Source organism: Commensalibacter sp. A3DC (assembly GCF_047307945.1).
In the GTDB taxonomy this organism is placed as follows: Bacteria; Pseudomonadota; Alphaproteobacteria; order Acetobacterales; family Acetobacteraceae; genus Commensalibacter; species Commensalibacter melissae.
On sequence record NZ_JAXOQA010000004.1, the window covers coordinates 43,738 to 54,562 of the forward strand.

20 protein-coding genes are annotated in these 10,825 nt (G+C 42.2%); all 20 read left to right on the forward strand.

Translation table 11 applies throughout. From position 1 onward, the window contains the following. Position 1: 1 nt before the first annotated feature. The gene (gene rpsC, locus U0839_RS01000) at positions 2-679 is read left to right on the forward strand and encodes a 30S ribosomal protein S3 (protein ID WP_155565783.1); all 678 of its coding nucleotides are present in this window, start codon (positions 2-4) and stop codon (positions 677-679) included. Positions 680-741: 62 nt separating this feature from the next. Next, entirely contained in the window at positions 742-1,158 is a 417-nt protein-coding gene (rplP, locus tag U0839_RS01005) for a 50S ribosomal protein L16 (RefSeq protein ID WP_110438399.1), read from the forward strand. Position 1,159: 1 nt separating this feature from the next. Next, positions 1,160-1,396, forward strand: coding sequence for a 50S ribosomal protein L29 (rpmC, locus tag U0839_RS01010; protein ID WP_110438398.1), 237 nt, complete (start codon positions 1,160-1,162; stop codon positions 1,394-1,396). A 14-nt stretch (positions 1,397-1,410) separates the two neighbouring features. Beyond that, positions 1,411-1,689 carry a 30S ribosomal protein S17 gene (gene rpsQ, locus U0839_RS01015; protein WP_110438397.1) on the forward strand — a complete coding sequence of 93 codons (279 nt, stop codon included), beginning with the start codon at positions 1,411-1,413 and terminating at the stop codon, positions 1,687-1,689. A gap of 13 nt (positions 1,690-1,702) precedes the next feature. Further along, complete coding sequence (gene rplN / locus U0839_RS01020) at positions 1,703-2,071, forward strand: 50S ribosomal protein L14 (RefSeq protein ID WP_110438396.1); 369 nt, start codon at positions 1,703-1,705, stop codon at positions 2,069-2,071. Continuing rightward, on the forward strand, positions 2,071-2,391 hold the full coding sequence (rplX, locus tag U0839_RS01025) for a 50S ribosomal protein L24 (protein WP_155565782.1): 321 nt from the start codon (positions 2,071-2,073) through the stop codon (positions 2,389-2,391). The genes rplN and rplX overlap by 1 nt, the downstream gene beginning before the upstream one ends. 11 nt (positions 2,392-2,402) lie before the next feature. Then, a complete protein-coding gene (rplE, locus tag U0839_RS01030) occupies positions 2,403-2,972 on the forward strand; it encodes a 50S ribosomal protein L5 (protein WP_155565781.1) in 570 nt (189 codons plus the stop codon). Positions 2,973-3,073: 101 nt separating this feature from the next. Next, on the forward strand, positions 3,074-3,379 hold the full coding sequence (gene rpsN / locus U0839_RS01035) for a 30S ribosomal protein S14 (protein WP_110438393.1): 306 nt from the start codon (positions 3,074-3,076) through the stop codon (positions 3,377-3,379). 11 nt (positions 3,380-3,390) lie between these two features. Further along, positions 3,391-3,789, forward strand: a complete 399-nt coding sequence (gene rpsH / locus U0839_RS01040) for a 30S ribosomal protein S8 (protein ID WP_110438392.1) — start codon at positions 3,391-3,393, stop codon at positions 3,787-3,789. 12 nt (positions 3,790-3,801) lie between these two features. Continuing rightward, positions 3,802-4,335 carry a 50S ribosomal protein L6 gene (gene rplF / locus U0839_RS01045; protein WP_155565780.1) on the forward strand — a complete coding sequence of 178 codons (534 nt, stop codon included), beginning with the start codon at positions 3,802-3,804 and terminating at the stop codon, positions 4,333-4,335. Beyond that, positions 4,335-4,697 carry a 50S ribosomal protein L18 gene (gene rplR / locus U0839_RS01050; protein WP_110438390.1) on the forward strand — a complete coding sequence of 121 codons (363 nt, stop codon included), beginning with the start codon at positions 4,335-4,337 and terminating at the stop codon, positions 4,695-4,697. The genes rplF and rplR overlap by 1 nt, the downstream gene beginning before the upstream one ends. Before the next feature lie 12 nt (positions 4,698-4,709). After that, entirely contained in the window at positions 4,710-5,288 is a 579-nt protein-coding gene (gene rpsE, locus U0839_RS01055; RefSeq protein ID WP_110438389.1) for a 30S ribosomal protein S5, read from the forward strand. Then, a complete protein-coding gene (gene rpmD, locus U0839_RS01060) occupies positions 5,281-5,463 on the forward strand; it encodes a 50S ribosomal protein L30 (protein WP_155580744.1) in 183 nt (60 codons plus the stop codon). The genes rpsE and rpmD overlap by 8 nt, the downstream gene beginning before the upstream one ends. Further along, complete coding sequence (gene rplO, locus U0839_RS01065) at positions 5,464-5,952, forward strand: 50S ribosomal protein L15 (RefSeq protein WP_110438387.1); 489 nt, start codon at positions 5,464-5,466, stop codon at positions 5,950-5,952. Between the two features lie 135 nt (positions 5,953-6,087). Further along, on the forward strand, positions 6,088-7,437 hold the full coding sequence (secY, locus tag U0839_RS01070; protein ID WP_155565778.1) for a preprotein translocase subunit SecY: 1,350 nt from the start codon (positions 6,088-6,090) through the stop codon (positions 7,435-7,437). Continuing rightward, entirely contained in the window at positions 7,434-8,090 is a 657-nt protein-coding gene (locus U0839_RS01075; protein ID WP_413549884.1) for an adenylate kinase, read from the forward strand. Before secY ends, U0839_RS01075 begins: the two co-directional genes overlap by 4 nt. A gap of 194 nt (positions 8,091-8,284) precedes the next feature. Further along, positions 8,285-8,662, forward strand: coding sequence for a 30S ribosomal protein S13 (gene rpsM / locus U0839_RS01080; RefSeq protein WP_110438384.1), 378 nt, complete (start codon positions 8,285-8,287; stop codon positions 8,660-8,662). A 52-nt stretch (positions 8,663-8,714) separates the two neighbouring features. After that, on the forward strand, positions 8,715-9,107 hold the full coding sequence (gene rpsK / locus U0839_RS01085; RefSeq protein ID WP_110438383.1) for a 30S ribosomal protein S11: 393 nt from the start codon (positions 8,715-8,717) through the stop codon (positions 9,105-9,107). Between the two features lie 122 nt (positions 9,108-9,229). Then, positions 9,230-10,249, forward strand: coding sequence for a DNA-directed RNA polymerase subunit alpha (locus tag U0839_RS01090; RefSeq protein ID WP_413549885.1), 1,020 nt, complete (start codon positions 9,230-9,232; stop codon positions 10,247-10,249). Between the two features lie 29 nt (positions 10,250-10,278). Further along, positions 10,279-10,704 (forward strand): 50S ribosomal protein L17, encoded by a 426-nt coding sequence (rplQ, locus tag U0839_RS01095; RefSeq protein ID WP_155565775.1) that lies wholly within the window; start codon positions 10,279-10,281, stop codon positions 10,702-10,704. The last annotated feature ends 121 nt before the right edge of the window (positions 10,705-10,825 follow it).

Genomic DNA, 10,825 nt, shown 5'->3' on the forward strand with positions numbered 1-10,825 from the left:
TATGGGTCAAAAAGTTAATCCAATTGGGTTGCGTTTGGGTATCAATCGTACTTGGGATAGTCGTTGGTATGCAGATAATGATTATACCAAATTATTATTTGAAGATTTCAAACTTCGTGACCATTTACGCAAGAAACTTGCAGGTGCGGGTGTTTCCAGGGTTGTTATTGAACGACCAGCTAAAAAGCCTCGTGTAACGATTTATGCGGCGCGCCCCGGAATCGTTATTGGTAAAAAAGGTCAGGATATTGATAGCTTACGTAAAGAATTAACATCAATGGCCGGTGCAGAGGTTGCATTGAATATTGTTGAAATACGTAAACCAGAAATTGATGCGACACTTGTTGCTGAAAATATTGCCCAGCAGCTGGAAAGACGTGTGGCGTTTCGTCGTGCTATGAAAAGAGCAGTGCAGTCAGCAATGCGTTTAGGTGCGCAAGGAATTCGTATCAATTGCAGTGGTCGTCTTGGCGGTGCTGAAATTGCACGCATCGAATGGTATCGTGAAGGACGCGTTCCCTTGCATACTTTAAGAGCAGATATTGATTATGGTGTTGCCGCAGCTCATACAACCTATGGGAAATGTGGTGTAAAGGTTTGGATTTTTAAGGGCGAAATCATGGCCCATGATCCATTGGCCCAGGATCGCCGTGCTGCTGATCAGGCACCACAAAGGTAATTGATTAATTGGAGCATAATAGTTATTAATAAGGCTATTACAACGCATGAGGATTTTAAATAATGCTATCTCCGCGGCGGACTAAATTCCGCAAAGCTCATAAAGGCCGTATTCACGGAATGGCTAAAGGTGGGACAGAGCTTAATTTTGGAACCTATGGTTTGAAAGCACTGCAGCCAGAACGTATTACAGCCCGTCAAATTGAAGCGTCTCGTCGTGCGATTACACGTGCGATGAAACGTATGGGACGTGTGTGGATTAGAGTTTTTCCAGACCTTCCTGTCTCTAGTAAACCAGCAGAAGTTCGTATGGGATCTGGAAAAGGGTCTCCTGAATATTGGGTTGCTCGTATCAAACCAGGTCGTATCCTATTTGAGATTGAAGGTGTAAGTCCCGAAATTGCAAAAGAGGCGTTAACGCTCGGTGCTGCGAAGCTGCCAATTAAAACGAAATTTGTAACCCGTATAGGAGAGGCCTAGAATGGCAAAGGCAAATAAGCCAGCTGATCTGCGCGCTAAAACGGTAGACGAATTAAAGACGTTGTTAATTGATTTGCGACGTGAACAATTTAATTTACGTTTCCAACGTGCGACTGGTCAAAATGAGGGTGTGGGTCGAATTGGGGTAATCCGTCGAGATATTGCACGGATTAAGACCATTATGACTGAAGTTAACAAAAACGCCGCAGGTGCTGCCGCATCTGCCGGCAAGTCCTGAGGAGTTAATGGGCGATGCCAAGGCGCGTTCTAACCGGTCGGGTGACAAGCGATAAAATGGACAAAACAGTTTCTGTTTTGGTTGTTCGTCGCGTTATGCACCCGCTTTATAAAAAATTCATTCGTCGTTCGAAAAAATATGCGGCGCATGACGAATTAAATGAGTGTCAAATTGGAGATATGGTTCGTATCATTGAATCTCCTCCGATTTCAAAAAGGAAAACATGGACTGTGATTTCTCGCAACGGTGCACCTCTTGGTGCGGCTGAGCAAGTATCCAGCATAGAAGCTTAAGGGAGGCTTAACTATGATCCATCCCGAGACCAACCTAACTGTGGCTGATAATTCAGGTGCAAGAGAGGTGCAGTGCATTAAGGTACTGGGCGGTTCAAAGCGGAAAACCGCTTCGGTCGGCGACGTGATCGTCGTTTCTGTCAAAGAGGCTATTCCTCGTGGCAAAGTAAAAAAAGGTGATGTCCATCAAGCTGTGATTGTCAGAACAAGCTATCCTGTTCGTCGTCCTGATGGAACCTCAATACGTTTTGATAAAAATGCTGCTGTATTGATAAATAAACAAAACGAACCAATTGGCACACGTATTTTCGGCCCGGTAGTAAGGGAATTGCGTGCACGTCAATTCATGAAAATTATCTCCTTAGCTCCGGAGGTTTTATAATGGCAGCACGTATTAAAAAAGGCGATCAAGTAATCGTTATTACAGGGCCTCAGAAAGGTGTGCAGGGTGAAGTCCTGTCAATTTCCCCTGTTGAAAATAAGGCAGTGGTTCGTGGTGTGGCGGTTGCCAAACATCATAAGAAACCAACCCGCATGGGTGATGCTGGTGGCATTGTTGAGCGTGAAAAGGCTATTCACTTGTCAAATCTTAAATTGGTAGATCCAAAATCAGGGAAACCTACTCGTGTTGGATTTAGGGTTTTGGAAGACGGTCGTAAGGTTCGTGTTGCCAAAGCCACCGGTGAAGTGATCGAAGGTTAAGAGAGGTGGATATGTCAGAAAATAGTCAAGTTCGCTCTGAAGCACGCCTTTACACGCTTTACAAAAATGAATTGCGTAAAAAGTTACGTGAACAATTCAATTACAAAAACGAGATGCAGATTCCGCGTCTTGAAAAAATTGTTTTAAACATGGGTGTTGGAGAAGCGGCAGGCGATCAAAAGAAACTGGATGCTGCCACGGAAGAAATGACCTTGATTGCCGGTCAAAAAGCCGTTAAAACACTTACTAAGAAAGCGATTGCTGGATTTAAAATTCGTGCTGGTTTACCCATTGGATGTAAAGTTACATTACGTAAAAACCGTATGTATGAATTTCTGGATCGTTTGGTTACAATCGCTTTACCGCGTGTTCGTGATTTTAGAGGGTTGCCGGCAAACAAAGGATTTGATGGTCGTGGAAATTTTGCAATGGGTTTGAAAGAACAGATTGTATTTCCTGAAATCGTTTACGATAAAGTAGACGAAGTACGTGGTATGGATATTGTGTTTGTAACAACAGCCAAGACCAATAACGAAGCCAAGGCTTTGTTAAAAGCATTTTCCCTTCCATTTATTGGATAGGAAATTGTTCTTTCGCTGCAAGGTGATACATTACCTTGCAAATTTGTTTTTTTTGGAAAACGGTCGATATAGTCGACAGGTTCCGGAGGGTAAAATTAAACATGGCAAAAACTTCAGCCATTTATCGTAATGCGAAGCGTGCACGTATGTCCGCACGTGATAAAGCAAAACGCATTGCGTTAAAAAATATTGTAATGGATAGAAGTTTACCAGTTGAAGATCGTTTTGATGCATCTTTGAAATTGGCTAAACTTCCTCGTAATGGTTCACGAGTAAGAGTGCGTTTGCGTTGTAAACTAACTGGTCGCTCTCGTGGGAATTACCGTAAATTTGAACTTTGCCGTATCGCATTGCGTGAATTGGCATCTACCGGGCAAATCCCTGGTATGGTTAAATCAAGCTGGTAAGGGATATATAGATGTCATTATCTGATCCATTGGGTGATATGCTCACCCGTATACGTAATGCACAATCAGCTCGTCATTCATTTTGTGTGGTTCCCGCTTCTAATTTGAGAGTTAATGTTTTGGAAGCATTAAAGCGTGAAGGTTATATTCGCGGATATAAGAAAGAAGAGCTTCGCAAGGGAATAAGCCAGCTTCGCATTGAATTGAAGTATTCTGAAGGTGCTCCTGTTATTAAAGAAATTCAGAGAGTATCTAAACCAGGTCGTCGCGTTTATTCTAAAATTAAAGAATTACCACGTGTTTATGGTGGCCTTGGGGTATCCATTTTGTCAACACCTCAGGGTGTTTTATCTGATATTGAAGCACGTGCCGCCAATGTTGGTGGTGAAGTGCTCTGTCGTGTATTCTAAGAGGAGGGATCAATGTCACGTGTAGGCAAAAATCCCGTGCAGATTCCGCAAGGGGTACAAGTTTCTCTGAAAGACGGTAAAATTGTTGTCAAAGGTAAAAGAGGCGAATTGTCTCTGCCTATATCTGAACATATTGAAACTGTTATTGAAGATAATCAGGTTACTGTTAAGCCAAAAGATGATGGTGTTGCCGCAAGAACAATGTGGGGCACTACCAGAGCATTAATTGCGAATATGGTCAAAGGTGTTTCCGAAGGTTATACCAAGGCCCTGGAAATCACGGGAACTGGGTTTCGTGCCGCTGTTCAAGGTTCAAATCTTGTTATGAATCTTGGTTATTCACACGATGTTGTTTATCCAATTCCATCTGATATTAAAATTACAACGCCACGTCCAACGGCAATCGTTGTTGAAGGTAATGATAAACAACGTGTTGGTCAAATCGCACTGGATATACGTAATTTTAGAAAACCTGAACCTTATAAAGGTAAAGGTGTTCGTTATGAAGATGAGATTATACGTCGCAAAGAAGGCAAGAAAAAATAATGGGTATGCAACGTGAATTACAAACGCGCCGTCGCAGACGGTTGCGTTATCAGCTTCGTCAGAAAGGAAACGGGCGTCCACGTCTTTCGGTTTTCCGTTCAAGCAAAAATATTTATGCTCAAGTTATTGACGATATGGCTGGTAAGACTTTAGTTGCTGCTTCAACTTTGGATGCAGCGGCTAAAGAACAAATTAAAACTGGAGCTGATATTAATGCTGCTCGTGTCGTAGGCAAGTTGATTGCTGAGCGTGCAAAGGCAGCAGGATTGGAACAGGTCGTATTTGATCGTGGCTCCTATATTTATCATGGGCGTGTAAAAGCGCTTGCTGAGGCTGCCCGTGAGGGCGGGCTCTCGTTCTAAAAGGAGTCGCGAATGGCACGTGAAGTGAAAGAAGGCGGTCGCGGTGGACGTGAACGTGAAAATGAAGATTTGATCGACAAATTGGTATCGATTAATCGTGTTGCTAAAGTTGTAAAAGGTGGTCGACGCTTTGCCTTTGCTGCATTGGTCGTCGTTGGTGATCAGCGTGGACGTGTAGGATATGGTGCCGGTAAAGCCAGAGAGGTGCCTGAAGCAATTCGCAAGGCAACTGAGCAGGCTAAAAAATCAATGATACGTGTTCCCATGAAAGAAGGCAGAACATTGCATCATGATGTGCAAGGTTTTTATGGCGCCGGTAAGGTCGTGTTAAGATCTGCCGATTCGGGAACTGGTATTATTGCTGGCGGTCCAATGCGTGCGGTTTTTGAAAGCCTTGGAATTAATGATGTTGTTGCGAAATCAACAGGTTCACGTAATCCACATAATATGGTAAAGGCAACTTTTGATGCATTGCGTAGATGTGCAAGTCCAAGAGTTGTTGCAGCAAGACGTGGAAAGAAGGTGTCTGAAATTCTTGGTCGCCGTGATTCTGGCCATGCGTCTCAAAATGCGGAGGCTGTAAATGGCTAGTAATACGGTAAAAGTAACTCAGATAGCATCTGCAATTGGTCGTAAGAAAGATCAAAAGCAAACATTGACTGGTCTTGGCTTGAATCGTGTTGGTGCAACCCGTGAGTTGGTAAACACACCAGCTGTCCAGGGAATGATCAATAAGATTCGCCACCTCGTTAAGGTGGAGGGATAAATGAATCTAAATGAACTTCGTGATAATGCCGGAGCGAGATACCGTAAAAAACGTCTTGGACGAGGTATTGGTTCTGGTAAAGGCAAAACATCAGGTAAAGGCGTGAAAGGTCAGTTGGCACGTTCAGGTGTGGCAATCAATGGCTTTGAAGGTGGACAGCTTCCACTTTACCGTCGTATGCCAAAAAGAGGGTTCAAGAATATTTTTCGCAAAAATTATGTGGAAATTAATCTTCGGACCCTTTCATCCGCTATTGAGCAGGGTAAATTGAATGCATCATCTTTAATCGATGAAAAAGCATTGCGTGAAGCCGGTTTATTTAAGGGAAAAAAATACTCTGGCGTCTGTTTGCTTGCTAATGGAAATCTAAATCAGGCCATCAACTTGGAAGTGTCAAGAGCATCAGCGGCAGCTGTTGAAGCGGTAAAAAAAGCTGGTGGTTCTCTAAAGCTTTTATCGTCATCTGGGGATGTTTCTGCAGATGCCTAGGAAATGAAGAGGTAATATAATTTAAGTTTGATCAATTTTTAGATCAAAACATTATGTTACATTCTAATTTTAAGGTAAAATTACAGCGTCCCGTTTCGTTACGGTGACGCTGTTTTTTTTGAAAGGATAAAAATTATGGCCTCTATGGCCGAACAACTAGCGGCGAATATTAATGTCAGTGCGTTTTCTAAAGCAACTGAATTAAAAAAGCGTATTTGGTTTACATTGGGTGCGTTAATTATTTACCGTCTAGGTACCTATATCCCGGTTCCGGGAGTGGATGCTACGGTAATGGCACAATTGCTGGCTAAACACCAGGGTGGTATTCTTGGTATGTTTGACATGTTCAGTGGTGGCGCCTTGGGTCGTATGACCATTTTTGCCCTGAACATCATGCCCTATATTAGTGCATCTATTATCATTCAGTTGATGTCCTCTGCGATGCCATCTCTTGAAGCCTTGAAAAAGGAAGGGGAGCAAGGACGTAAAAAGCTTAATCAATATACACGTTACCTGACGGTTTTCATTGCTTTATTCCAGGCTTATGGAATTGCCATTGGGTTGGAAAGTATGAAAAGTCCCGCAGGTTCTGCCGTTACCAATCCGGGATTGCTTTTCTTGTTAACCTGCGTCATCACGCTGGTTGGGGGAACGATGTTTTTGATGTGGTTGGGGGAACAAATCACGGCACGCGGGGTCGGTAATGGAATATCATTGATTATTTTTGCCGGTATTGTCGCCAATTTACCAACGGCTTTGGCAAGTTTATTTCAACTGGGTTACACTGGCGCTTTGTCTCCATTTTTTGTCGTTGCATTTCTTGTATTGGCAGCGGTTACAATCGCCTTTATCGTGTTTATGGAACAGGCGCAAAGAAGAGTTGTCATACAATATCCCAAACGGCAGGTTGGGCAACGAATGTATGGTGGTGATTCAACACATATGCCATTAAAAGTTAATACCGCTGGGGTTATACCGCCTATTTTTGCGTCTTCAGTTTTATTGATACCTGTAACAATAGCTGGATTTCTATCAAATGAATCGACACCAGGATGGTTGGCATATCTAGGACAGGAATTCGGTCAGGGTCATATTTTATATATGGTCTTTTATGCTGCCATGATTATTTTCTTCTCATATTTTTATGCAGCTGTATCCTTTAATCCCAAAGAAACGGCAGATAATTTACGAAAACAGGGTGGATTTATTCCCGGTATTCGTCCAGGTGCAAATACAGCAACCTATTTTGATAATATCCTGACACGGTTAACAACAATTGGAGCGCTATATCTTGTTGTTGTCTGTTTATTGCCACAATTTTTAATCAATCATTACAATGTTCCCTTCTATTTTGGTGGAACCAGTTTGATAATCATAGTTTCCGTGACAATAGATACGGTAACGCAGGTTCAATCCCATTTGGTTGCGCACCAATATCAGGGTCTATTACGCAAATCCAGGTTTGGAAAAGGAAAAAAACGGTGAAGCTAATATTTTTGGGCCCACCAGGGGCAGGTAAAGGGACGCAGGCTCAACGTTTGTCAGAAAAATATCATATCGCGCAAATCTCCACAGGAGATATGCTGAGGGCTGAGGTGAGATCTGGGTCAGAAATCGGGAAAAAAGCCAAGGATATTATGGATAAGGGGTTATTGTTTCCTGATGATCTGATGGTTGAAATGATTGCAAAAAGAATTAAAAAGGATGATTGTAAAAACGGTTTCATTCTTGATGGTTTCCCTCGCAATGTGGATCAAGCAAAAGCGTTGGATAAAATGTTTGTCTCTGAACATCTGAAACTTGATGCTGTATTATTATTAAAAGTGGATGAAGAAATACTTGCGGAGCGAATTTCCAACCGGTTTAGTTGTGCAAAATGTGGTGCCAGTTATAATAAACTTTCTAAAAAACCAAAAAAAGACGGAGTCTGTGATGCATGCGGTTCAACGGAATTTGTTTCAAGAGCTGATGATAATAAATATACCGTTCTGGAACGTTTAAAAGTCTATCGCGAACAGACCGCTCCCTTATTGCCATATTATAAAGAAAAAAAATGCTTGTATCCCATTGATGGTATGAAAAATGTGGATGAGGTGACAAAAGATATTGATTTAATTTTAAAAAAAAATAAAATGTAAATTTATATTTTTGTGAAAAAATTATCATACTATATTGACTCTGTTAGTATGAAAGTTATATTGATGCTTTTAAAAGTGTTTCAAACACGTTAGTTATTAATGAAACAGTTATTGATCTCGTAACTGTTGCTTTTTTAGTGGCTAGCTGTTAAGAATAGACCTAAATTATTAAGGCTAATTAAGGAGTATTGGGCGTGGCGCGTATTGCCGGCGTAAACATCCCGACGAATAAGCGGGTAACCATTGGTCTGCGTTATATATACGGCATTGGGCCGACAAAAGCGCAGGAAATTTGTAATAAATTGTCAATTCCTGACGAACGTAGGGTGAACGAACTTTCAGATGATGAGGTTCTGAAAATCCGTGAGTTAATTGATAGCGAGTATCAGGTTGAGGGTGATCTTCGTCGTGAAATTTCGATGAATATCAAGCGTTTGATGGACTTGGGATGTTACCGTGGATTGCGTCATCGTCGTGGTTTGCCTGTAAGAGGCCAGAGAACTCATACAAATGCTCGTACACGTAAGGGTAAGGCGGTTGCTATTGCTGGTAAGAAAAAAGTAACACGTTAACCCTTGGTTTGTTTTAATTTTTTATAACTAAACGGACAGGATAATAAAAGCCATGGCGAAACCCGCCACACCGCGTCTCAGAAAAAAAGAACGCAAAAACATTACTTCTGGCGTAGCGCATGTTTTGTCTACGTTTAATAATACGATGATCACTATCTCTGATGTTCAAGGAAATGCAATTTCATGGTCTTCAGCGGGTGCTCAGGGATTTAAAGGTTCACGCAAATCTACACCTTATGCAGCACAGGTTGCAGCTGAGGATGCGGGACGTAAAGCTCGTGAACATGGTATGGAAACTCTTGAAATTGAAGTGTCTGGACCGGGATCTGGACGTGAAAGCGCATTGCGTGCTTTGCAGGCGGTAGGTTTTACGGTTACTTCAATCCGGGATACCACGCCAGTGCCACATAACGGATGTCGTCCACGTAAACGTCGTCGCGTTTAATCTTTCGTATATTATTTTCAATCAATAATGAATGGAAATAATATTCAAGTAACAAAAGCTGACTTCGAGGTTAAGATTTTGTTACTTTTTTTGGTAATAATTTGAATTGAAAGGCCACCACCTTGGTCCTCCAGAAAAACTGGCAATCTCTTATTAAGCCGGAGAAGCTGGAAGTCGAACCGGGCTCGGCGTCACAAAATGTGGCGACCGTGGTGGCGGAGCCGCTTGAACGTGGCTTCGGCATGACGCTCGGTAATGCGCTTCGGCGAGTACTTTTATCTTCTCTTCAAGGGGCTGCTGTTACAGCTGTTCGTATTGATGGCGTTCTTCATGAATTCTCATCAGTCAATGGTGTGCGGGAAGATGTCACGGATATTGTCCTGAATGTTAAGCAACTGGCCATACGTATGCACAGTGATGGTCCAAAACGGATGATTTTGTCCGCGGTAGGTCCGGGGCAAGTTACAGCTGGACAGATTCAGGCAGATCATGATATTGAAATCATGAATCCTGATCTTGTGATTTGCACACTTGATGATGGAATAAAGTTGGGTATGGAATTTACCGTTGAAATGGGTAAAGGTTATGTACCTGCCTCTACTAACCGTCAGGAGGATGCTCCGATTGGGATGATTCCAATTGACGCGATATATTCACCTGTTCGTCGTGTTTCCTATAAAGTTGAGCCAACCCGTGTTGGTCAGGTAACAGATTATGACAAGCTGTTATTGACTTTGGAAACAGATGGTTCTGTAACGCCTGAAAATGCCGTAGCTTTGGCTGCGCGTATTCTGCAAGATCAGTTCCAGCTTTTTATCAATTTCGATGAGCCTAAACCAGTCGTGACGGAAGAGCCTAAGGAAGAGCTTCCATTCAATCGTAATTTATTGCGCAAAGTTGATGAGCTTGAATTGTCAGTTCGTAGCGCCAACTGTCTCAAGAATGATAACATTGTGTATATTGGCGACCTGGTGCAGCGGACAGAGCAAGAAATGTTACGCACTCCTAATTTTGGTCGCAAGTCATTGAATGAAATCAAGGAAGTTCTTTCTTCAATGGGATTGTCATTGGGAATGAATGTGCCTGCTTGGCCACCAGAAAATATTGAAGAGTTAGCTAAACGGCTGGATGAGCTGTTTTAAGCATAGTATGATAGAAGAGGATTGAAATTATGCGTCACGGTATATCCGGCCGTAAATTGGGTGTGACTTCATCGCATCGCCTTGCAATGTTCAGAAATATGGCCGTTGCATTAATTAAGCATGAACAGATTACAACGACTTTGCCAAAAGCTAAGGAATTACGTCCTGTTGTCGAGAAACTTGTGACATTGGGAAAACGTGGTGATTTGCATGCACGTAGACAGGCTTATGCCATGTTGCGTGACGAGACTATTGTTGCCAAGTTATTTTCTGTTATCGCTGATCGTTACAAAGCGCGTCAAGGTGGATATTTGCGTGTGTTGAAAGCGGGTGTCCGTTATGGTGATGCTGCTGATATGGCAGTTATCGAATTTATTGAACGTGATGTAAATGCAAAAGGGCTTGACAGTGGACCAAAGCCCACTGATGAAGATTCAGACGAGTTAGCTGCATAATATTAAAATACCCTTTTGATTTTTAAAAAGAGATAGAAACCTATCTCTTTTTTTGTTTGTAATGAATAAAATTGGGATTATAATTAAGTTGTAAAAAAAATATATGTTAACGTGTTAGGCT